Source organism: Bacillus sp. 22446 (assembly GCF_052044955.1).
Lineage (GTDB): Bacteria > Bacillota > Bacilli > Bacillales > Bacillaceae > Bacillus > Bacillus altitudinis.
Genome location: NZ_JBQEOD010000007.1, coordinates 34,613 through 56,868 on the forward strand (window position 1 = coordinate 34,613; position 22,256 = coordinate 56,868).

Here is a 22,256-nt window from a genome sequence, read left to right on the forward strand (position 1 = left end):
CCATGTTTCAAAAAATCATCTCAGCTCTATTGATTACAGCAGGTATTTGTCTTGTGATTGTAGGATATATGAAAATCGTTGATGGACAAAGACAAGTAGATCAGTCATTCCAGTCTGCACAAGCAGCCATCCAGCAAAAGGGGAAAGCGGATTCCCCTTTTGTGCCGAAGGCTGGTGAAACCATTGGGCTATTGCACATTCCAAAGTTAAAAGCTGAGTTACCAATTGTAGAAGGAACAGCGGCGGAGGATTTGGCAAAGGGGGTTGGTCATTATCACGAGAGCTATTTTCCTAATGAACAGGGACAAATCGTTTTATCTGGGCATCGTGATACTGTGTTTAGACGAACAGGAGAACTTGTGAAAGGGGATCAACTCGTTATTGAGCTTTCATACGGTCGATTTACCTATGAAATTGAGAAAACAAAGATTGTGAAAAAAGATGATCAAAGTATTATTACACTACAACAGGAAAAGGAAGAACTTATCCTCACCACATGTTATCCTTTTTCTTTCATTGGTCCTGCACCAAACAGATATATCATATATGGGAAGCGTGTTTAGCCATTGGATCAGCCTGCAGCTCCTTCTTTCATTAACCGATTAGAGCGCTTAATCCCTAGATAAACAGGGAATCGTCTATATCATATCTAGAGATGCAGGGGGGGTCAATTTGTTAAGTAAAGACTATGTAAAGTATATAGATAACGTCGGAAGAATTGTCCTGCCAACAGATATAAGAAAAAGGTTGAAAATTCATCCCCGAGATATGGTGGAGATCTATCAAGAAGAAGGTCACATTGTGATGAAGCCGTATTGGCAGGACAAGCCCTGTATCGTCACAGGAGAAGTGACAAACTCCAACAAAGTGCTATCGGGTGGAGTGGTCATCAGTCCAGAGGGAGCGAGACTGCTCCTTCAAGACTTATTGGCGCTTCGCCTGAAAAAAGAGATATAAAAAAAGGCTGTTCTCATCAAGTGAGAGCAGCCTTTTTGATCATACTGGATTCAAAATCCGGTTTAAAAATTGCTTTGTTCGTTCTTCCTTTGGCCTTTTGAAGATTTCTTCAGGAGGACCTTGTTCGACGATCACGCCGCCATCAATAAAAATCACTTCGTCCGCCACTTCTTGGGCAAACTTGATTTCATGTGTGACAACCGCCATTGTCCAGCCTTCTTTCGCTAAATCTTTCATGACCTTTAAGACTTCCCCGACAAGCTCAGGATCAAGCGCAGAGGTTGGTTCATCAAAAAGCATAAGCTCTGGCTGAATGGCAAGTGCACGGGCAATGCCGACACGCTGCTTTTGACCGCCTGACAGCTGGAAGGGATACAAATCTTTTTTATCCTCAAGTCCTACCTTTTGCAGGAGCTGAATCGCTTCTTTTCGCACCGCTTCTTTCGGACGGCGCTGGACTTGGACTGGACCTTCCATCACATTCTCAAGAACAGTGCGATGCGGGAACAGATGATAATCTTGAAACACCATGCCTGACTTCCGGCGAAGCTTGAGCAAATCAGCTTGTTTATTTTTTTTAGAAAAATCAATCGAGAAATCATCGAAGGTAAAGGAGCCGGCATTTGGAATTTCAAGTGCATTTAAACAGCGAAGCATCGTTGTTTTTCCTGAACCTGATGGACCAAGAATCGCCACAACCTGCCCTTTGTTGATCGTAAAATCAATCGACTTTAAAATCTCATTTTCACCAAAGGATTTGTTTAAGCCTTTGACTGTTAGCATGTCGTTCCCTCCTTACCTTGCGACATATCGATCAAGTCGTTTTTCAATTTGGTGTTGAACGAGCGATAGAATGAAGCAGAATACCCAATAAATCAGGGCTGCTTCCATATAAATAAATAAAATTTGATCCAAGTTCGCCGCAGCAATTTCCTGTGATTTACGGAACATCTCTGCCACGAGGATTTGGGAGGCAAGCGATGTATCTTTCACCAAACTAATGAATGAATTAGACAGCGGCGGAATCGATACACGCACTGCCTGCGGTAAAATCACGCGGACGAGCGTTTTGCGATGGGTCATCCCAATCGAATACCCCGCTTCCCATTGTCCTTTTGGAACAGAGAGGACGGATGCACGAATAATTTCCGAAGCATACGCACCTATGTTTAAAGAAAAAGCGATGATAGCACTTGGATATGGATCAAGTGTGATATTAAATGTCGGAAAGAAATAGAAAATAATAAACAATTGCACAAAAAGCGGCGTTCCCCGAACAGCCGACACATAGATAGAAAAAATCCATCTGAGCGCTTTGATTTTAGACATTCTAGCAAGAGCTGTCACAAGCGCAATAAAAAGACCAATGATAAAAGCAATGATGGCGAGGGGAATTGTATAATAAATTCCCTGCATCACCATTGGCCAAAAAGATTGCTGAAGAAGATCCCACGGAATGACGACTCCGAGGATATTATTTTGTAACATCTTCACCAAACCATTTCTTAGAAATCTTAGCGAGTGTACCATCTTTCTTCATTTCTTTTAGTGCGCCATTCACTTTGTCAACGACTTCGCCGCTGCCTTTTCTGAAGGCAAAATACGTTTCTTGTGGATCTCCTGTTTCAAATGCAACTTTTAGGTTTTTGTTACCGCTTGTTTTCAAGTAATTCAAGACAGCCAATTTGTCATTGAACGTCAAATCAGCACGTCCTTGCTGAATCAATTGAATGGATTGTGCAAGACCTTCAACCCCTTCAATTTTAGCGCCAGCATCTGTAGCTAATTTGTTGTAGTTACTTGTTAATGATTGTGCTGCTTTTTTGCCTTTCACATCAGAAAGTTTCTTGATGTCATTGTTATCTGATTTTGTCACAACAATGGCTTGAGATGTTGTGTATTTATCAGAGAAATCATATTGATTTTCACGTCCAGTTTTACCAACTTGGTTCGCTACCACATCAAAACGTTTTGAATTCAGACCAGCAAACATGCTGTCCCATTGTGTTTCTTTGAATTCTGGTTTTAAGTCAAGACGTTTTGCGACTTCTGTGATGACCTCGACATCATAGCCAGTTAATTTATCTGTCTTTTTGTCATGGAAGGTGAAAGGAGCATATGTACCTTCTGTACCGATGGTTAATACGCCTTTATCCTGAATGGACTTCCAAAGGTCACCTGATTCCTTAGACCCAGATTGTTTATTTGCGCTGTCGTTTGCAGCTGATCCACATGCTGTGATCAATGCAACACAAGCGCCTAAAATAATGGCAAAGAACATTTTTTTCATTTTATTCCCCACTTTTCTTGTTGGTATTTACAACATATGATCTTACAGAGAAGCAACCTAAAAGTAAAGCATTTGAAACTAGCTTGAGCGAATCTCACCAACTTTATGCCTTGAACTGGTTGAACGGATAAACGATAGAACTATACCCAAAACAAAAGGTGGATAAAACCAAACGCATTCTCAAACGATGATGAAGAGAGTTCGATTGATGAGAATGTGAGATAGACTACTTAATGGCAAAATATGCTATGATTTTCACATCGAAAGAAGTTTATGTGGGTGTTGATCAGTCGACTTAAATGACTTTCTAAAGTACAAGATCCTCCAGTGAACAAACGGAATAAAAGGGAAGTGTGATCATTTGCATACATTGAAACAAAAACCTGTCATGATTTTAGTACACGAAATATATGGAATAAATGATCATATGAAGAGTATGATCGATCATTTTGACAAAGCTGGTTTTGAGGTTTATTGTCCTCATTTATTAGGACAGGCTAAACACTTCCCTTATGCCAGTGAGAATGAGGCATATGACTACTTTATGAATAAAGTTGGTTTTGATGAATCGGTAAAGATCGTATTGAATGTGGCAAAAGAGTTAAAAACGAAAAATGCAGAGAGAGACATATGTCTGATAGGTTTTAGTGTGGGGGCAACAATTGCTTGGCAATGCAGCCAATATGATCAGTTGTTTACCGGAGTGATTGGATTTTATGGTTCACGGATAAGAGATTTTCTCGATATGACGCCTGCCTGCAATACGCTGTTATTTTTCCCGGAAGTTGAAGCATCTTTTAACCCTCGGGAGGTTGCGAATGTTTTGGAGAAAAAGGAAAAGCTTTGCGTGAAAATAGTAAAGGGGCAGCATGGGTTCGCCAATCCAGATTCTACGACTTTTCACGCTGAATCTAAAAATCGCTGCTTTCAAGATATAGATGGTTTTATCAAAGAGTGTCTACAAAAGAAAAATGACTCATGACTGTTTGAAATGAGACTCGAATAGAGGGAAATGAAACCAGTGTGTCATGTAAGTTTGCATGCTGGTTTTTTCGTGCAATTCTTTTGGATATAAGGCATCCTATCAAATGATCAGAATCACCGTATAGTTGTGCGAACATTACTAAAATAAAGACTTTGAAACAGTGACGATAGAAGGAAGCATATTTATTATAAAAGATGTATAATTAGTAGGTTGTTTTGAAAATGGAATAATCACATGGAGACATGTTTTGATAACAGAACATCTTAGAAGAAGGAGGGCATCATTGTGGATGTTGGACAAAATCAGCCCGAACAATTGAAAAGGGCGATGACCTCCCGCCATTTATTTATGATTTCTCTTGGCGGTGTCATTGGGACAGGCTTTTTCCTTGGAACAGGCTATACGATTGGACAAGCAGGGCCGGTCGGAGCTGTTCTTTCCTATATAGTGGGCGGATTGATTATGTATTTAACCATGCTGTGTTTGGGAGAGCTGTCAGTCGCGCTTCCTGTGTCGGGGTCGTTTCATACGTATGCGACGAAATTTGTGAGTCCTGCAGCGGGTTTTGCGGTTGGCTGGATTTATTGGCTTGGCTGGGCAGCCACCGTGGCGCTGGAATTTTTATCAGCAGGGCAGCTGATGAGACGCTGGCTTCCACAAGTGGATGTGTGGATTTGGTGTCTCATATTTGGGCTGTGTTTGTTCTTATTAAATGCCAGATCAGCGAAAGCGTTCGGGGAGTCCGAGTTTTTCTTTTCAACCATTAAGATTGTTGCCATCTTACTATTTATTGGCGTAGGCGGAGCGGCGATGTTTGGTTTTATTCAAACGACGAGCGGGGAACCAGCTCCTTACTTTAGTCATTTTGTGAGTGATGGTCTGTTTCCGAATGGCTTGCTTGCCGTTGTCGTCACGATGATCACGGTGAATTTTTCGTTTCAAGGAACAGAGCTGATCGGGATTGCGGCAGGAGAAAGTGAAAACCCTGAGAAAACCGTTCCCCGTTCGATCCATCAGACCGTATGGCGTACACTCGTCTTTTTCGTTTTATCTATTTTTGTCTTAGCGGGTATGGTGCCTTGGAAAGAAGCGAGTGTGCTGCAAAGCCCATTTGTCACTGTGTTTGAGAGAACGGGCATTCCTTATGCGGCAGATATCATGAACTTTGTCATTATCATTGCTTTATTATCTGTGGCGAACTCTGGCCTATATGCCTCTACGAGAATGCTGTACTCTTTGTCGAAGGAAGGAATGGCAGGGAAGGCGTTTAGACGAGTCAATCAGCGGGGCATCCCGATGAATGCCTTACTGCTCACTTTCCTGTTTACAGGTATTTCGTTATTATCAGGATTCTTTGCAGAGAAAACCGTTTTTGCTTGGATCGTGTCTATTGCGGGCATGAGTGCCCAAACCGGCTGGATTACGATTACATTATCACAGCTGCTTTTCCGCAGAAGATATTTGAAAGCAGGCGGAAAGCTGGAAAACCTAAAATTTAAAACCCCTCTTTATCCGGTACTGCCGATCACTGCGATCACGCTGAATTCGATTGTGCTAATTAGTCTTGCCTTTGATGCGGAGCAGCGGATTGGGCTGTATGTCGGCGTACCGCTCATGATCATTGGATATGTTGTCTATCACCGCTATGTGAAAAAACATCAGGTGAAAAGTGAACCGCTCCAGCTGCAAATCCACGGAGATGATGAGATTCGGTTTTAATTCAAAAAAAGAAGCCTTCCCATTTGGGAGGCTTCTTTTTCAATTTAATGCACGCCTTTCATCGCTTTCTTAATCACCGGTGTAAGCAGGAGCATGACACCACATAAAATGATGGCGAGCATGCCGATGATCCCGAAATAGACGGTTTCTGGCACTTTATCAAACAGCTTGACCACTTGCGCATTGATCGCCTGTGCCATTGCATTTGAAAGGAACCAAAGGCTCATCGTTTGCGCTGAGAAGGCAGCAGGTGCCAGTTTTGTTGTGGCTGACAGCCCAACTGGTGATAAGCAAAGCTCTCCGATGACGACAAGGAAGAAGCTTAGAACGAGCCATAGTGGGCTTACAAGTGTATGTGGTCCAGACATGTAGGCAGGAATGATCATAATGATAAAGGATAATCCTGCGAACAGAAGGCCAAGTGAGAATTTAATCGGGGTAGACGGCTGTTTCTTACCGAGTCTGACCCATAACCAAGCAAATACTGGTGACAGGAGCACAATAAAGATTGGGTTCAATGATTGGAACCAAGAAGAGGCTAATGTCATGCCAAGGAAATTCAAGTTTGTTCGCTGATCTGCATATGTGGCTAAAATATTTGAGCCTTGTTCTTGAATGGCCCAGAACATCACCGCAGCTAGGAACAATGGAATATAAGCGAGTACCCTCGACTGCTCCACTGCACTCGTTTTTTTACTAAAATACATCACAATAAAATAAACAATTGGAATCAGCACACCAAGGACACTGACAAACCAAGTGAATAGATTAATCGTGAGCGCTCCTGTTTGAATGCCGATGACAGCAAAAACAGCAAGTACAATCACGATCAATGTACCGAAAATTTTGAAGTTCTTGCGTTCAGCAGCTGATAGTGGATTTGTGACATAAGTGCCGGCAAGTCCAAGATTCGGCTTTTTCGTGATGACAAACGTAATCAGTCCAACAAGCATACCAACGGCAGCGAGTGAGAAACCAAGGTGGAAATTCACTTTTTGACCGAGTGTTCCGACAATTAATGGGGCGATAAAACCACCCATGTTGATCCCCATATAGAAAATACTGAATCCAGAATCCCTTCGAGGGTCTGTTTTTGTATACAGGTCACCGACTATGTTTGATACGTTCGGCTTTAGGAGGCCTGTCCCAATAATAATCAGCCCCATACTAATAAAGAGCGCTGTTGCACCGCTAGGTAGTGCCAAAATGACATGACCAAGCATAATGAATACCCCGCCATAAAAGACCGTACTGGATGAACCAAATACCCGGTCGGCAAGCCATCCGCCAATAATGCCTGACATGTAGACAAGCGCACCATAGACAGACATGATCGAATTAGCGGTTGTCTGGTCGAAGCCAAGACCGCCTTTTGTCACCTCTGTGTACATATAATAAATAAGCAGTGCACGCATGCCATAATAAGAAAAACGCTCCCAAAATTCAGTGAAAAACAGTGTGTAAAGTCCTTTAGGATGTCCAAAAAACCCTTTTTGAGGAACACTTTTAACAATTTTATCGTGGTCAATTGTAGACATGGCATAGATCCTTTCTTAAAAAAAGAGATATGAGAAAAATGATATTCTTGTATAGTTCTTGTGTCAATATAAAACTATTCTAAAACAGGAAAATGTTAGTTCAATAGGCGTAAAGACTCAAAAAGATGGAAAATTCGCTCAAGTATAAATCATCGGAAAGTTATTCCAGAAGAATTTATATAAAATTTGAAATATCGTACAAGCAAACCTTTCCCACATGCATAGGATGACAAGAGGACATGTGTAAAAAGGAGGGGTTTTCATTGGGGGATGTAAATGAATCTGATCTGAAGAAACCCATTGTCAATGTATTAGACTTTGGCGTGATTGCTGACGGGAAAACGGACTGTACAGCGAAACTGAACGAATGCCTGGAATGGACAAAAGCACAGGGCTACTCCCACGTCTGGCTGCCGAGTGGAACGTATCTAATAGATGCGGTGTACAGGGGGGATCAATTTTTTCCTTTTCGTCATGCCGGCATACGAGTGCCAAGTCATATTTGTATTGAGATGGCATCAGATGCCGTTATCAAAGTGAAACCAAATGATTCGTGGGGATATGCAGCCTTTTATATAGGAGAGGTAGAGCATGTGACCATTCGGGGCGGGCGGATTGAAGGCGACCGTGATGAGCATGTGTACAAGGCACTCCCGCCAGAAAGAAAAACACATGAATGGGGCTTCGGGGTGTGTATTGAAGGTGCTTCCCATGTGAATATCGATCGTGTTCAAATCAACAATTGTACGGGAGACGGCATCATTGTCAGTCCGCACGGTTTATTGACCCATATCGAATCGTACTCGCCTGCTTCGTCTATTCATATTTCTGGCTGCACCATCACTGACTCAAGGCGAAACAATATGTCTATTACAGGCTGTGATGGTGTCATTGTGGAAGACTGTTTGCTTGAAAGGGCAGGGGTAAATGGGGTCGAGCCAAAAATGGGCATTGATATTGAAGGATACGGAGAAAATGCGGTCAACTTGGAGGAACCGCTGAATATTCAAATTCGAAACAACATAGTCAGAGGCGGCGCAGCCAGCTCTATCTATAATTTCAATGGCTATGGTGTGATCATTGAAGGTAATCAAACGGACAGCAGTATCTCCTATGGCTTCGCCACTGAAATGATCATTGCGAATAATTTGATTCGTGCAGTGGGTGGGGGCGTGACAAAAGCAGGGATTACGAGCTTAGGCGTGCCGCTTGATCAATCGGAAAACAATGTGATCATTATTGGCAATATGATTGAAGGGTTTGAAAAGGGGATTGATGTGAGGGGAGACAGCGTGCACATCACAGGTAATAAAATCAGTCTTTTTGAAGATGCGGCTGTGTCTGTCTATATGGCCAATCGTATTTTAATAGAAGGAAATCATATTGAGTCAGGGACAAACACACGGCTTAGAAGTGCATCGCTGCGTATTTATCAATCAGACAGCATTGTCTTTTCAAACAATACCGTCTACTCTGTCATCGATGCGGCGATGGTCAGAGGAACGAATATTCTCATTCAGCATAATCAATTCAAGGAATTCAGCCGAGGGATATGGGTGCAGGAGGGAGAAGCAGGGATCAACGGCAATCACTTTATTCAAGAAGGACATTCACAGCTCGCATCTTCGTATACGATCAGCGTGACAGGAGATGCAAAGGCTTTCATATGGCAGAATCGTTTTAAGCACTATCAAAACTATGCCGTCTACAGCAATACGACCGCTCCTTTAGAGATTAAAGACAATTCCTTTGAAGAAACGTCCTTATATGTGGTGATGTATATTAAAAATGGCTCACCCCAAATTGGAGATAACCGCTTTTATTTAAATCGTTCGATCGGACAGCCGACAGCCGTTTTTCTTGATGAGGTTGTCTCAGCACGTGTGCTGCGGAATAACATCATTAATCTCTCTCCTCAAAAAGCGATTGCCGTCCGCACCGTATCTTCCACTCATTCGGTGATTGCCCATAATGTACTGGAGCGCAGTCAATTGATGACACACTCCACGGACCGGCTCATCGGAAATATTGAAATTGATCCGCCGTAAACGCCTGTAAATCCCTTTTTTTGGAGGTTCAGAAGGCGGTTGACAATCATGTAAAAAGGGCATATAGTAATAATTATTTTTCATTTTTCACAACATTTGCCCTTTTTTTATGGATAAAACCGATTAATTCAATCAGAAAAATGTATCTTGTAAAATAATAACTTGATACAAGGAAGATATAGAAAGGATGAAGAACAAGTGTCACAGCCGAAACGGAAGCTCAAGCTAGGCGTATTCATCGCGGGAACTGGACATCATGTCGCCTCTTGGAGACATCCGAAAGCAGTACCAGACGCAGCCATGAATCTTGATTACTTTAAACAATTAGCGAAAAAGGCCGAGGAAGGGAAGCTGGATTTGCTCTTTTTAGCCGACAGCTTATCAATTAATCATACATCTCATCCAAATGTATTAACGAGATTTGAACCGCTCACCCTGCTTTCTTCGATTGCAGAGTCTACCTCAACAATTGGTTTAGCAGCAACAGCATCAACTACATACAGTGAGCCATTCCATATTGCGAGACAGTTTGCCTCACTCGATCATTTATCAGGTGGACGAGCAGCATGGAATGTGGTCACGTCTTCTATTGAAGAAACAGCGAAAAATTTTAGCGGAGAAGAGCATTTAGCGCACCACAAACGATACGAGCGAGCTGAAGAATTCGTCGATGTCGTCAAAGGTCTGTGGGATTCTTGGGAAGAGGACGCACTTATCAGAAACCAAGAAACAGGAGAATTCTTTGAGTCTAGTAAGCTTCATGAGCTGCAGCACAAAGGTGAATTTTTCTCCGTACGGGGTCCGCTTAACGTATCACGCACCCCTCAAGGACAGCCGGTGATCATTCAAGCAGGGTCTTCTGAAGATGGTCAAAAGCTTGCGGCTAAAACGGCTGAGCTCATTTTCACGGCACAAAACGATCTCGACAAAGCGAAGGAATTTTACCAAAGCTTGAAGAGAAAAGTAGAGGCTGCTGGACGAGCGAGAGAGGATGTCAGCATCATGCCGGGCATCTTCCCAATCATTGCCGATACAGTAGAAGAGGCAAAAGCGAAGTATGAAGAATTACAAGAGCTGATTGTTCCAGAGATCGGCCTTAGCATTTTACAAAACTACTTAGGGGGTATTGATCTTTCGCAGTATCCACTAGACGGACCGCTTCCAGAGATTGATCCAAGCGCGTCAAATGCCGTGAAAAGCCGCTTTGACCTTGTGATGAATATGGCGAGAAAGGACAACCTGACCATTCGCCAGCTCTACCAATCTGTTGCAGGGTCCCGTGGGCACCATATCTTCATTGGAACACCAGAGCAACTAGCAGATGTGATGGAGACATGGCTCGTTGAGGAAGCAGCCGACGGTTTTAACGTGATGCCGCCATTATTGCCAGAAGGACTTGATGCCTTCGTAGACCGCGTCGTTCCGATCCTTCAGGAAAGAGGCCTGTTCAAAACAGAATACACAGGACAAACTTTACGAGAAAATCTCGGATTAAAACAGCCAAAAAATCGCTACACGACATAAAGGTGAGGTGACTAACGTTGGGATATACGTTTCGTCTGGCAACTGAGGATGATATAGAAGCGTTGCTTGAACTGACAACAAGAGCCTATGAGCCGATTCGTGAGCTCGGCATCCAGTTCCAAGCAGCACATGCAGATATCGCCCTCGTTCAGAAAAATGTACAAAAGAACCTTTGCTATGTAATGGAAGAAAACGGAGAGCTTCTCTCCACCTTATCACTCCGTATGCCTTGGGGAGAACAGCCAGGACCATTCGGCGTTCCGCATATATGGTGGTTTGCTTCAGAACCAGCGGCAAAAAAAGGCACAGGCTCAGCCTTGCTTGAGTGGGTTGAAACGGAAGTGCTAAGGGACACACTAAAGGTACCATATGTCTCTCTTGGGACAGCTGATAAGCATCCGTGGCTCATGGACATGTATGAGCGTAAAGGCTATGTCAGAGCAGGTGAAAAGGATCTAGGCAAAGGTCATATCACCATTTACTTTAAAAAACAATTAAGATCAGATATTACACAACCATAAGAGGAAAGAAGGGTGTACGAACATGAAAAACAAAAAGTGGCTAGTTGTTCTATTTGCGGCAATGCTTGCGGTGTTAGCGGCATGCGGCGGGGGTAATCAGAGTGAAGGCAAAGATGAGAAAGTGCTTAAAGTGGGCGCTACAGGCCAAAGCTATCCATTTGCTTATAAAGAAAACGGCAAACTAGTAGGATTTGATGTCGAGGTCACAGAAGCCATTGCGAAAAAGCTAGGCTACAAACTAGACTGGCAGCTGAGTGAATTCAGCGGACTGATGGGCCAGCTGACATCTGGTAAGCTGGATACCGTATCAAACCAAGTTGCGATTACAGATGAGCGTAAACAAACGTTCAACTTTACAGATACGTATGCATACGCAGGAACACAAATCATTGTCAAGAAGGACAACAAGGACATTAAAGGACTTGACGACTTAAAAGGAAAAACGGTGGCGGCTGTTCTTGGCTCAAACCATGCCAAAAACCTAGAGAGCAAAGACCCAGACAAGAAAATCAACATCAAAACATATGAAACACAAGACGGTGTCTTAAATGAAGTTGCAAATGGCCGTGTAGATGCTTACGTCAACGGACGCAGTGTCTTGTTAGCTCAAATTGAAAAAACAGGACTTCCACTCAAAATCGTCGGCAACCCAATCGTATATGAAGAAGTCGGCTACCCATTTGCCAAAGATGAAAAGCACGACAAGCTAAGAGAAGAATTCAATAAAGCGATCAAAGAATTAAGAGAAGACGGAACACTGAAGAAATTGTCTGAGAAATATTTCAAAGACGATGTCACAGTGCCGATTAAAAAATAACAACAGCGGCGGTGAAAAGCAGACATGAATCACATTGATTGGCAGTATATGGTGACGGTTTTTCCAACCTTGATTCAATACTTGCCGATAACGATCTTCATGGCGATTGTCTCCATGGTATTTGCCATTATCATTGGTGTGGTATTCGCGCTTATAACGAAAAACCGGATACCTGTCTTATACCAATTTGCCAAGCTGTATATTTCTTTTTTCAGAGCGGTTCCAACTTTGGTTCAGCTCTTTCTCATTTATTTTGGTCTTCCGCAGCTATTCCCTGCGATGACCTCAATGGATGCCTTAACAGCGGTCATTATCGGTTTAAGTATTAAAAACTCAGCGTACTTAGCAGAAATTTTTAGAGCGGCTCTTAATTCAGTGGATGAAGGGCAGCTTGAGGCGTGCCTGTCTGTCGGCATGACAAGATGGCAGTCTTACGTCAGAATTATTTTCCCACAGGCCGTCAGAAATGCCATTCCAGCGACGGGGAATACCTTTATTGGTCTTTTAAAAGAAACATCGCTTGCCTTTACCATTGGGGTGGCAGAAATGTTTGCGCAAGGGAAAATGATTGCATCGGCCAACTATAAGTACTTTGAAACGTATTTAGCGGTTGGCATTGTGTATTGGGTGCTCACCATCATTTATAGTTTCCTACAAGACCTATTTGAACGAAAAATCAGCAAACCTTACCGGAATTAAGGAGGTGTGGACATGATCAAGCTCACCAATTTGAAAAAATCATTCGGCGACCTTGTCGTCTTAGACGGAATTAATCTTGACGTGCAAAAAGGGCAGGTTGTGGCCATTATCGGACCTTCTGGCTCCGGTAAATCAACATTGCTGCGCTGTCTAAATCTATTAGAAACGCCAGATGAAGGTACGATTGAAATTGGCGATGCGAAGCTGAATGCGTCTAAATATACACGTAAAGAAGCCCATCACCTGCGTCAGCAAACGGCCATGGTGTTTCAAAACTATAATTTATTCAAAAACAAAACAGCCTTGCAAAACATTACCGAGTCACTGCTTGTGACGAAAAAAATGACAAAACAGCAAGCAAATGAGATCGGCATGGAGCTATTGAAACAAGTAGGGCTAGAACAAAAAGCTGACAGCTACCCGGTCACACTATCCGGTGGTCAGCAGCAGCGGATTGGCATTGCCCGTGCGTTAGCGGTTGATCCACATGCGATTTTGCTGGATGAACCAACATCAGCACTCGATCCAGAGCTTGTCTCAGGTGTGCTTCAAGTCATTAAATCCATTGCCATTCAAGAAACAACGATGATCATCGTGACACATGAAATGGCGTTTGCAAGAGAAGTAGCAGATCATGTCATTTTTATGGCAGATGGTCATATCATTGAGCAAGGGACGCCAACCGAACTATTTGACGAAACGAAGAATGAACGAACAAAACGATTTATCCAAAAAGAAGCAGCGGCTGAAGAAGCATAAGCTGCTTTTTACTCTTTAGAGGGGTGAGTATCAGTGAAATCATTAGGAAATCAAGCTTTAAACAAACGTTTAATTAACATACGCCGAGCGCTTCATGAGCATCCAGAGCTGGCATTTGAAGAATATGAAACGACAAAAAAACTACGAGGCTGGTTAGAAGAGGAAGGGATCACTGTACTCGATTTTCCAGATCTTCAAACAGGGGTCGTTTGTGAAATCAAAGGAGAACAAGAGGGACCAACGATTGCTCTGAGAGCCGATATTGACGCACTTCCAATTGAAGAAGCATCTGGCGAACCATTTTCTTCAAAGATACAAGGAAAAATGCATGCATGCGGTCATGATTTCCATACCGCTTCGATTTTTGGTGCGGCCGTCCTATTAAATGAACGGAAACATGAGCTCAAGGGAACAGTGCGCATTTTGTTCCAGCCAGCTGAGGAAGTGGCGCAAGGAGCGAAACACGTCATAGAGGCAGGCGTCTTAAATGGAGTGGATGCGATATTTGGTATGCACAATAAACCTAACCTGCCAGTTGGCACCATCGGGATAAGAGAAAAAGCATTAATGGCGAGCGTCGATCGCTTTGAAATTGACATTCAAGGAACGGGTGGTCATGCTGGAATTCCAAATCACACAATTGATCCGATTGCCATCAGCGGTCAGATCACAAGCGCCCTACAGCAAATTGTCAGCCGCCGCATTAGTTCTTTGCATCATGCGGTTGTCAGCATCACACGTATTCAAGGCGGCACATCATGGAATGTGATACCTGATCGCGTCGAGATGGAAGGGACCGTTCGGACGTTTGAACCTGAAGTGAGAGCGATGATTCCAGATCTCATGAAACAAATCGTGAGCGGTATCGCAGAAGGGTTTGGAGCAAAGGCAGAAGTGAAATGGCATCCGTATTTGCCTTCTGTGATGAATGACGAGCGTTTGACAAAGGTTGTGGAAGAAACGGCAGGAGCGCTTGATCTCGCAGTAGTGGAGGCAGAGCAGTCACCAGGCGGAGAAGATTTTGCTCTTTACCAAGAACGCATTCCAGGCTTTTTCGTCTGGATGGGGACAAGCGGTACCGAGGAATGGCATCACCCTGCCTTTACGTTAAATGAAGACGCACTCCCAGTCGCTGCTGCTTTCTTCTCCGAGCTTGCGGTTCGGGCGTTGGAGTCAAGAACATGGAACTAACGAAACAGCTCGCAGAGGCAGTGCTTTCTGCTGATCCGTTGCAAGATCAACAGGCCGTTCAAATGGCTCGAAACGGTCTGTTAGACGCTGCGGCAGCAGCGCTTGCTGCAAAAGAGGATGAAGGGATTCAGAAGCTCATGGCGCTGGTGGAACAAGAAGGCGGCGCGGCTCAAATTCCCGTCATTGGACAAGGGAAGAAGGTCAGCCGCCAAGCAGCAGCCATGCTAAATGGCTACTTGATTCACGCCCTTGATTATGATGATGTGCATTCAGATGTGAGAGGACATCCAAGTGCGGTGATCATTCCGGCCTTGCTTTCCCAGCTGACAGACGGTGAGGCATATGGTGATCGATTTTTAGCAGCCTACATTACTGGCGTCGAAGTGATGGCAAGGCTAGGTGAATCCATCGGTAAGTCGCATTATGAGCGGGGCTGGCATAATACCGGAACGCTCGGAGCCATTGCAGCGGTCTGTGCGATTGGTTATTTGAAACAAGTTTCACAGAAAGAGCTGGCGAAAGCGATCGGCTTTGCTGGTGCGCAATCAGCTGGAATGCGAAAGCAGTTTGGGACTGATATGAAACCATTACAAGCTGGACTCGCCGCTCAAACCGCCGTATGGTCCATGGATTTAGCTTGCTCAGGTTTTGGCGGGAGTGAATCGCTTCTAGATGGGGAGCTGGGCTTCTTTTCTCTCTATGGGGATCAGAAACTGGCGGAAAGACGTCTGCTAGAGGAATATGGCACTGCATGGCGTATCGTGTCGCCAGGTCTATGGTTTAAAGTGTATCCGTTCTGTTCAGCGGCGCATCATGCAGCCGATGCGATCGAGTCATTAGTACAAGAACACTCTTCCTTACAGAAGAAGATCGTACAGGTCGACGTCATGTTTCCGCCTGGCGGAGATGCCGCACTCACGGAGCGGACACCTTTGACGGGAGAAGAGGGACGATTTAGTGTCGAGTATGTCATCGCACTAGCAGTGTTTGGACAACCTTTATCACTGGATGCTTTTACGAAAAAAAACATTTCACCAGAGCTGCGGACATGGATGAAGCGGGTGAATAGAGTATATGATCAAACGATAGAACCCCATCCAGACGCAGTGCCAAAAGGACGTTTTACGATTGTAAAGCTCACCTTATCTGACGGCACCATCATCAGCAAACGAGTCGATATTCCTCGGGGAGCACCAGGCTGTGCGTTATCGACAGAAGACATCATACAAAAGTTAAGCAGCGTCACCAGCACATCAAAGGCAAAGCAGCTTTTACAGGCGGTTGAAGAGGGAAATGACGCTGCCTATCTGAAGTTGCTCGTGTGATATGAAAAAAGCTCATCTTTGGAGATGAGCTTTTTTAAATGTCTTTATTCTTATAAGAGTGAATACACTCTATGACGTCAAAGAAGATATTCTCTTCGTCAGGTAACAATTGATCTTGATCTACAACAATCACATTTAAAAACGACCCTATTCTATGACAGAGGCAAAACGAGTTTTATCTTTTAGATGTATTTTTAAAGGTATCAAATCGCAAATCGACGAATTTAGTAGTACGTTTAAAGATTTAAATCATTGATATGAAGGGAGTATGAAATGTTAACGATTCGTCGTATCTATCAAAAAAATTATCCTAAAGGAAAACAAGTATATTATCAATATACATCTGAAAAATACTATGATATTCATTTGGAAACCAGTCACAATGGTTGGAACATCTCCCTTACAGAAGAAGAATTTGAAGCGCCAGTTAAAAAAAATCTAAAAGAGGAGATTTTCGATCCATATAAAGAGGATTCAGAGGTTTACGTGTCAGAGATGAATGGTGAAGAAACTGGAATTATAGTCATTCAACACATGAAATGGAATAATACATTACTCATTCATGATTTATATGTGGATAAACAATTTAAAAGAAAAGGTATTGGCAGCACTTTCATTAAAATGGCAAAAAAACGCGCTCGTGAATTGAGAGTTAGAATGATTGTATTAGAAACCCAATCATCCAATTTTCCAGCTATCCAGTTTTATTTGAAAAATGGCTTTCAACTGATTGGATTAAATGTCAACTCTTATTCAAATGAAGATATAAAGAAAAAGGAAATTCGCATCGAAATGGGGTGCCTTATAGAAAATCACAATTAGCTTCGTTAGGGCACACCGCCCTCGATATGCATGTCCAGTTCCAAACTGTTTTATATAGACCATTTATAACGATCAGGAAGCGTGTCATTTCATTCTTTTACTAAATGGGAGACTTCTTCATCTGAAAGAACGTAAATGACACTGTCCTCATCTTAGACTATCCTCTGCAATTCCTTCATTTTGCCATTCTACTATATTAAAAAAGAACAATGTGATTCCCCAAAATGTCAACTCCATCAAAAAGTATGAATAAAAGATGACCAAAGCATGATAAGTTCATGAAATCGTATCAATCCAATTGAGATTTGAGAAGGAACATGTAAAATAAAGCTACATAAAGAAAAACAAAGGCAACAGCGGAGGCTGATGATGAAAATATTAATGATTGAAGATAACCAGAGTGTTTGTACAATGACGGATATGTTTTTTCAACGAGAAGGATTTCAAGCGGAATTCGTCCATGATGGATTAGAAGGATTGAATCGATTTAAGCAAGAGGAGGATTGGGATCTGCTCATCTTAGATGTCATGCTTCCTTCAATGGATGGTCTGACCATTTGTCAAAAAGTACGGCAGATCAGTGATGTTCCGATTATTATGCTGACAGCAAAGGAAACGGAATCTGATCAGGTGCTGGGCTTCGATCTTGGGGCAGATGATTATGTGACAAAACCCTTTAGTCCGCTCACCTTAATGGCAAGAATCAAAGCAGTGAAACGACGTTTTGCTCAAACAACATCTACTCAAGAAGGAGCGAAAGAGGGTGAACGGCTAGAGACCGAACATTTTCAGTTAGATAAAAAAACGAGAGAAGTGTTTCTAGAGGGGAAACGGATCGAAAATTTAACGCCAAAGGAATACGATCTGCTGTGCTTTTTTATACAGCATCCTCGGCAAGTATTTTCACGAGAACAATTGCTTGAGCAAATTTGGGGATACCAATTTTATGGTGATGAACGAACAGTTGATGTTCATATTAAACGGTTGCGCCAAAAAATCGGAGACGGACCTAAGCCCTTTCTGTATACGGTATGGGGCGTAGGGTATAAGTTCGATGAAGATTAAATATTTTTACCAGTTGCTGATTAGTCACCTTGGGTTATTGCTCATCGCCATCATTATTATCAGCACCCTCATGTCTCATTTTGTAAAAGATATGGCCTATCAAAACAGAGTGGATGAAATGAAATCTTATGGGAATGAAATTTTGCAGAATTTTCAGCAGCTGCCGAAAGCCGAGATGAACTTCCGCCTTCGTCCATTTGAAGACATTCTCTCGACAAGACAAATTCGCTTTTTCGTCTTTGATGAAAAAGGGACTGTGCTGTCTCAGCAGCAAGAGATGCCGCCGCATGAAGCGTTACTCACAAAGGATTTGTGGGCAAAGCTCTCAAAAGGAGAAGAAATCATAGTCAAGCGGAGTGATTCACGCCGGCTTGATCAAGAAGCATCACTTGTGGCACTTCCTGTCATGGAAGACGGAAAGCTGAAGGGCGGGGTGGTGCTCATAGCTCCTATTCAAGGAGCAGAAGAGTTGATTGCTCAAATGAACCGGTATTTATATATCATCGTGTTTGTGGCATTGACGATTACCTTTATTCTCAGTCTGTTTCTGTCGAAGTTCCATGTGAATCGTATCAAAAAATTGAGAGAGGCAACTGAGAAAATTGCGCATGGTGACTACAACATTCATCTTGAAAACAAACACCTTGATGAAATTGGCACACTAGGTGAGGATTTTAATATGATGGCCAATCGTCTTCAACGGTCAAGAGAGGAAATTGACCGGCTTGAAAAACGGAGACGCCAATTCATTGCGGATGTGTCTCACGAATTGAAAACACCGCTGACGACCATTCGAGGATTGGTCGAATGGCTGAATACTGCGGATGTGCCGGCAGAAGAGAAAGAGAAATGCTATGCGCTCATCACTGATGAAACAAAACGAATGTTGCGTCTCGTCAATGAAAATATGGATTATGAGAAAATCAGGTCGAATCAAATCACTCTTCAAAAATTTCACTATCCACTCATTGATACGTTTGAAGTGATTAAGGAGCAGCTGAGCCGAATGGCTGAAGAGAAAAACAATCAGCTCATGGTAGAGGTTCACCCTGAACAAAAGGTATACGCAGATTATGACCGGCTCATTCAAATTCTCGTCAACATCACAAAGAACGCCATTCAATTTACAGAAGGCGGCCGTATTTCTTTGAGAGGGAAAGAAGAGAATGGGGAAACGATCATTGAAGTAGAAGACACGGGAATCGGCATCGCACCTGAAGAAGTCAAACACATTTGGGAACGTTTTTATAAAGCGGATATTTCGAGAACGAATACACCATACGGAGAATACGGACTTGGCCTGTCAATTGTCAAACAGCTTGTGGACTTGCATGACGGACAGATTGATTTAAAAAGCGAAAAACATAAAGGAACAACATTTATCATTCGTTTACCGCTCCCACAGGAAAAGGGCTAAACTCCGTTTAGCCTCAGCGTGTAGAAAAACCCTCGCATTCGGTGTCAGTCCTGCGTGCCGGTGCTCACGAATGTGAAATTCGCTCCGCGCCGGTACTCGTCTTTCCTAGGGCTGCAAAGGTTTTCTATCACGCTGAAAAGAAGAAAAGGGCTAAACTCGGTTTAGCCCTTTTTGGTGTATCATCACTTATTCTGTTTTGGAGAACGTTAGGCCGATATGAGCAAGTGCCTGCGGTAAATCCTTACGAATGGTGATGTCTTTAAATGAAATATTCGATTGAATCGCATTTAGCGCAAGGTCTTGCTTTATTCCTGTTAAAACAGCTGAAATGCCTAAAAGTCTTAACGTTTGCGCATAGCTGACCAAGTATTGAATGCTTTGTTCATTGAGTCGTTTTGTCCCTGAAACATCAATGACCAAATGAGAGAGCGACAGCCTGTAGCTTTCCTGTAAAATGGTTTCTAAAATATGCTGCGCACGTGTCTCTTCGATATCACCAAGAAGAGGGAGCACGGCGACACCGTCAACAACAGGTACGATCGGTACAGATAATTGCTGAATCTGCCGATTGGCCTGGTCGAGTTCTAAGACGTAACTCAACAAAGATGCCATCGTTTCAAACATATGAACATGCTCTTCTGTAAATTGCTGCGGCCTTAGATCAAGTCCACAAATGGTTCCATAGTTCGTACCATCAGTAAAATCGATGGGAACCCCAATAAATGATCCGCCTTGCAGCTGTTTCGTGACGTCTAAGTTTTTTGAACGCTCGTCCAAGCGGATATCAGGGATCAACAGCGTATCGCGATGATCGACCGCCAGCTTGCAAAATGTCTTCTCGTAAGGATTTTCTTCCCCTTCTTCAAGAAGCTGCTCGTCTTGATTTAGCACTTTCACAATCTGATTGGTGTTTTGATCATTTTTAGCAATAAACAGTGTATTCACATGAATGAATTGACTCATCATGTTTAAAATACTTGTAGAAGCATCATGAAAATTGCGAAACTGTTTTAATAGTTGTTGACGAGGCATGGATTAGGACTCCTTGTAGCTCCGATCAATGGCCGGAACAATAGTTGATTTGTCTCTATCATACAAAATCAAACGAGAAATAGATATACTTTAATGCGCAAATCGTGCGAGATCAAAAAGACTGCCGATCCGGAGATCTGACAGTCTGCTGATTAAATGGAGACAGGCACCGTGGACATAGAGAAAAATTCCTCATATAAGGCTTGAACGGCTTCTTTTTCTTGAGCCGCTTTGACGCCAAACATCATGCTCACCTCTGAAGAGCCTTGGTTGATCATTTCAATATTCACTTTGGCTTTTGACAGCGCTTTTGCCGCTCTTGCTGTTGTACCAACATTATGACGCATCGCTTCTCCTACGACCATAATAAGCGAGAGGTTCCGCTCTAGAACGACTTCATCTGCATCAAGTACAAGCTTTAATCGGTCTAAAAGCTCTTGTTCAATCTGCTGCTCCTCCAGCTGATCCTGTCTTAAAATAATGGTCATATCATCAATGCCAGAAGGCACGTGTTCATACGTAAGTCCATATTCCTCTAACGTTTGCAACACTTTACGTCCAAAGCCCACTTCTCGGTTCATCAAATACTTGGAGATATAAATACTGCAAAATCCATTGTCTGATGCGATTCCCACAACAGGGCCATTCGTATGATCCCGTTGATTTACAATTTTCGTACCTTTGGCCGTTGGATTATTGGTGTTCTTAATCTGAACAGGAATGCCTGCCCGAAAGGCTGGAATAAGTGCCTCATCATGAAATACAGAAAAACCCGCATAGGACAATTCACGCATTTCACGATATGTCAGCTCTGTGATTTCCTTTGGTTCATGAACGATCGTTGGATTGACGGCGTAGACTGCATCCACATCCGTAAAGTTTTCATACACATCTGCCTTCAGTCCATTTGCCAAAATGGAACCGGTAATGTCTGATCCACTGCGGGAAAAAGTGACGATATCACCCGCTAGACTAAAACCGAAAAAGCCAGGGAACACAATGATGCCAGAGCGTTCTCTTAATTTGTACAAATGATCATACGATTCTGGAAGGACTTGCGCTTGACCAGGCTCGTCGCTGACAAATAGACCGGCTTCTTTTGGATTCACATAGTGCGCTTCGACGCCTTGATGCTGAAAGTAGGCTGCAATCAGCTTTGCGTTATTATCTTCACCGCTTGCTTTAATCGCATCAAGATAACGCTCAGGATGAGAAGAATCAGCCTGTAATAACGTGTTTACATCTTGCCGGATGGTGTCAATAATGTCATGACCTAACCCCAGCTCATCCGCAATCGAGGCATATCGCTCGATGACAGCTTCTTGTAAATCGTGTGCTTCACCTAAACGTAAATATTGTTCACCGCAGCTAATTAATAGATCGGTGACCTTCGTATCCGTTGAATGCCGTTTTCCTGGTGCGGAAACAACGACTGCTTTTCGAGCTGGATCTGCTGTGACAATGTCAAATACCTTTTGCAGTTGCTTGCCAGAAGCAAGAGAACTGCCACCAAATTTAACGACCTTCAATGCATACATCTCCTATAG

At 43.1% G+C, this 22,256-nt stretch carries 21 protein-coding genes; 15 read left to right on the forward strand and 6 right to left on the reverse strand.

The features are described from left to right. Positions 1-2: 2 nt before the first annotated feature. Positions 3-563: a class D sortase gene (locus tag ACTJJD_RS13910; protein ID WP_008347291.1), complete on the forward strand. Its 561-nt coding sequence runs from the start codon at positions 3-5 to the stop codon at positions 561-563. 109 nt (positions 564-672) lie between these two features. Next, on the forward strand, positions 673-957 hold the full coding sequence (locus tag ACTJJD_RS13915; protein WP_008347289.1) for an AbrB/MazE/SpoVT family DNA-binding domain-containing protein: 285 nt from the start codon (positions 673-675) through the stop codon (positions 955-957). A gap of 39 nt (positions 958-996) precedes the next feature. Here the strand turns inward: ACTJJD_RS13915 and ACTJJD_RS13920 are convergent, their stop codons facing one another. Genes ACTJJD_RS13920 through tcyA form a run of 3 tightly spaced genes read right to left on the reverse strand, consistent with a single transcriptional unit; the run spans position 997 to position 3,247 of the window. Beyond that, positions 997-1,740, reverse strand: coding sequence for an amino acid ABC transporter ATP-binding protein (locus ACTJJD_RS13920; protein WP_007498183.1), 744 nt, complete (start codon positions 1,738-1,740; stop codon positions 997-999). Between the two features lie 12 nt (positions 1,741-1,752). After that, positions 1,753-2,445 carry an amino acid ABC transporter permease gene (locus ACTJJD_RS13925; RefSeq protein ID WP_285529191.1) on the reverse strand — a complete coding sequence of 231 codons (693 nt, stop codon included), beginning with the start codon at positions 2,443-2,445 and terminating at the stop codon, positions 1,753-1,755. Further along, the gene (gene tcyA, locus ACTJJD_RS13930) at positions 2,432-3,247 is read right to left on the reverse strand and encodes a cystine ABC transporter substrate-binding lipoprotein TcyA (protein ID WP_007498178.1); all 816 of its coding nucleotides are present in this window, start codon (positions 3,245-3,247) and stop codon (positions 2,432-2,434) included. Before tcyA ends, ACTJJD_RS13925 begins: the two co-directional genes overlap by 14 nt. A 361-nt stretch (positions 3,248-3,608) precedes the next feature. On the opposite strand from tcyA, the gene ACTJJD_RS13935 reads away from it, so the two are divergent. Together ACTJJD_RS13935 and ACTJJD_RS13940 are read left to right on the forward strand one after the other, a co-directional pair. Next, positions 3,609-4,229, forward strand: a complete 621-nt coding sequence (locus ACTJJD_RS13935) for a dienelactone hydrolase family protein (RefSeq protein ID WP_061417899.1) — start codon at positions 3,609-3,611, stop codon at positions 4,227-4,229. A 288-nt stretch (positions 4,230-4,517) separates the two neighbouring features. Further along, positions 4,518-5,951: an amino acid permease gene (locus tag ACTJJD_RS13940; protein WP_440600327.1), complete on the forward strand. Its 1,434-nt coding sequence runs from the start codon at positions 4,518-4,520 to the stop codon at positions 5,949-5,951. Positions 5,952-5,995: 44 nt separating this feature from the next. Here ACTJJD_RS13940 and ACTJJD_RS13945 read toward each other — a convergent pair whose 3' ends face one another. Further along, positions 5,996-7,489 carry a peptide MFS transporter gene (locus tag ACTJJD_RS13945; RefSeq protein ID WP_039166246.1) on the reverse strand — a complete coding sequence of 498 codons (1,494 nt, stop codon included), beginning with the start codon at positions 7,487-7,489 and terminating at the stop codon, positions 5,996-5,998. A 263-nt stretch (positions 7,490-7,752) separates the two neighbouring features. On the opposite strand from ACTJJD_RS13945, the gene ACTJJD_RS13950 reads away from it, so the two are divergent. The 11 genes from ACTJJD_RS13950 to ACTJJD_RS14000 all read left to right on the forward strand — a co-directional run bounded on the left by ACTJJD_RS13950 (position 7,753) and on the right by ACTJJD_RS14000 (position 19,677). Next, positions 7,753-9,537, forward strand: coding sequence for a right-handed parallel beta-helix repeat-containing protein (locus tag ACTJJD_RS13950; RefSeq protein WP_440608556.1), 1,785 nt, complete (start codon positions 7,753-7,755; stop codon positions 9,535-9,537). 198 nt (positions 9,538-9,735) lie between these two features. Continuing rightward, positions 9,736-11,061 (forward strand): LLM class flavin-dependent oxidoreductase, encoded by a 1,326-nt coding sequence (locus tag ACTJJD_RS13955; RefSeq protein ID WP_048001283.1) that lies wholly within the window; start codon positions 9,736-9,738, stop codon positions 11,059-11,061. Positions 11,062-11,078: 17 nt separating this feature from the next. Next, complete coding sequence (locus ACTJJD_RS13960; RefSeq protein ID WP_007498165.1) at positions 11,079-11,582, forward strand: GNAT family N-acetyltransferase; 504 nt, start codon at positions 11,079-11,081, stop codon at positions 11,580-11,582. Between the two features lie 22 nt (positions 11,583-11,604). Continuing rightward, positions 11,605-12,399: an amino acid ABC transporter substrate-binding protein gene (locus ACTJJD_RS13965; protein ID WP_008347268.1), complete on the forward strand. Its 795-nt coding sequence runs from the start codon at positions 11,605-11,607 to the stop codon at positions 12,397-12,399. 24 nt (positions 12,400-12,423) lie between these two features. Continuing rightward, positions 12,424-13,098: an amino acid ABC transporter permease gene (locus ACTJJD_RS13970; RefSeq protein ID WP_007498163.1), complete on the forward strand. Its 675-nt coding sequence runs from the start codon at positions 12,424-12,426 to the stop codon at positions 13,096-13,098. A gap of 12 nt (positions 13,099-13,110) precedes the next feature. Further along, entirely contained in the window at positions 13,111-13,857 is a 747-nt protein-coding gene (locus ACTJJD_RS13975) for an amino acid ABC transporter ATP-binding protein (RefSeq protein WP_008347264.1), read from the forward strand. Between the two features lie 33 nt (positions 13,858-13,890). Continuing rightward, positions 13,891-15,048 carry an amidohydrolase gene (locus ACTJJD_RS13980; protein WP_440600329.1) on the forward strand — a complete coding sequence of 386 codons (1,158 nt, stop codon included), beginning with the start codon at positions 13,891-13,893 and terminating at the stop codon, positions 15,046-15,048. Continuing rightward, on the forward strand, positions 15,039-16,373 hold the full coding sequence (locus tag ACTJJD_RS13985) for an MmgE/PrpD family protein (protein WP_079919131.1): 1,335 nt from the start codon (positions 15,039-15,041) through the stop codon (positions 16,371-16,373). The genes ACTJJD_RS13980 and ACTJJD_RS13985 overlap by 10 nt, the downstream gene beginning before the upstream one ends. Before the next feature lie 273 nt (positions 16,374-16,646). Then, entirely contained in the window at positions 16,647-17,195 is a 549-nt protein-coding gene (locus ACTJJD_RS13990; RefSeq protein WP_008347257.1) for a GNAT family N-acetyltransferase, read from the forward strand. 369 nt (positions 17,196-17,564) lie between these two features. Next, positions 17,565-18,260 carry a response regulator transcription factor gene (locus ACTJJD_RS13995; protein WP_017358523.1) on the forward strand — a complete coding sequence of 232 codons (696 nt, stop codon included), beginning with the start codon at positions 17,565-17,567 and terminating at the stop codon, positions 18,258-18,260. Beyond that, positions 18,250-19,677, forward strand: a complete 1,428-nt coding sequence (locus tag ACTJJD_RS14000) for a sensor histidine kinase (protein WP_017358522.1) — start codon at positions 18,250-18,252, stop codon at positions 19,675-19,677. Before ACTJJD_RS13995 ends, ACTJJD_RS14000 begins: the two co-directional genes overlap by 11 nt. Before the next feature lie 186 nt (positions 19,678-19,863). On the opposite strand, the gene ACTJJD_RS14005 is transcribed toward ACTJJD_RS14000, so the two are convergent. Both ACTJJD_RS14005 and ACTJJD_RS14010 read right to left on the reverse strand, forming a co-directional pair. Continuing rightward, a complete protein-coding gene (locus tag ACTJJD_RS14005; protein WP_025206746.1) occupies positions 19,864-20,709 on the reverse strand; it encodes a GAF domain-containing protein in 846 nt (281 codons plus the stop codon). 152 nt (positions 20,710-20,861) lie between these two features. After that, positions 20,862-22,238, reverse strand: coding sequence for an aspartate kinase (locus ACTJJD_RS14010; protein ID WP_008347247.1), 1,377 nt, complete (start codon positions 22,236-22,238; stop codon positions 20,862-20,864). Positions 22,239-22,256: the final 18 nt, after the last annotated feature.

What these genes read in the sequence shown, in the direction of transcription:
- ACTJJD_RS13910 (WP_008347291.1), top strand. Translation starts at nt 3, where the DNA reads ATGTTTCAAAAAATCATCTCAGCTCTATTGATTACAGCAGGTATTTGT.
- ACTJJD_RS13920 (WP_007498183.1), bottom strand. Translation starts at nt 1,740, where the DNA reads ATGCTAACAGTCAAAGGCTTAAACAAATCCTTTGGTGAAAATGAGATT.
- ACTJJD_RS13925 (WP_285529191.1), bottom strand. Translation starts at nt 2,445, where the DNA reads ATGTTACAAAATAATATCCTCGGAGTCGTCATTCCGTGGGATCTTCTT.
- tcyA (WP_007498178.1), bottom strand. Translation starts at nt 3,247, where the DNA reads ATGAAAAAAATGTTCTTTGCCATTATTTTAGGCGCTTGTGTTGCATTG.
- ACTJJD_RS13945 (WP_039166246.1), bottom strand. Translation starts at nt 7,489, where the DNA reads ATGTCTACAATTGACCACGATAAAATTGTTAAAAGTGTTCCTCAAAAA.
- ACTJJD_RS13965 (WP_008347268.1), top strand. Translation starts at nt 11,605, where the DNA reads ATGAAAAACAAAAAGTGGCTAGTTGTTCTATTTGCGGCAATGCTTGCG.
- ACTJJD_RS13970 (WP_007498163.1), top strand. Translation starts at nt 12,424, where the DNA reads ATGAATCACATTGATTGGCAGTATATGGTGACGGTTTTTCCAACCTTG.
- ACTJJD_RS13975 (WP_008347264.1), top strand. Translation starts at nt 13,111, where the DNA reads ATGATCAAGCTCACCAATTTGAAAAAATCATTCGGCGACCTTGTCGTC.
- ACTJJD_RS13985 (WP_079919131.1), top strand. Translation starts at nt 15,039, where the DNA reads ATGGAACTAACGAAACAGCTCGCAGAGGCAGTGCTTTCTGCTGATCCG.
- ACTJJD_RS13990 (WP_008347257.1), top strand. Translation starts at nt 16,647, where the DNA reads ATGTTAACGATTCGTCGTATCTATCAAAAAAATTATCCTAAAGGAAAA.
- ACTJJD_RS13995 (WP_017358523.1), top strand. Translation starts at nt 17,565, where the DNA reads ATGAAAATATTAATGATTGAAGATAACCAGAGTGTTTGTACAATGACG.
- ACTJJD_RS14000 (WP_017358522.1), top strand. Translation starts at nt 18,250, where the DNA reads ATGAAGATTAAATATTTTTACCAGTTGCTGATTAGTCACCTTGGGTTA.
- ACTJJD_RS14005 (WP_025206746.1), bottom strand. Translation starts at nt 20,709, where the DNA reads ATGCCTCGTCAACAACTATTAAAACAGTTTCGCAATTTTCATGATGCT.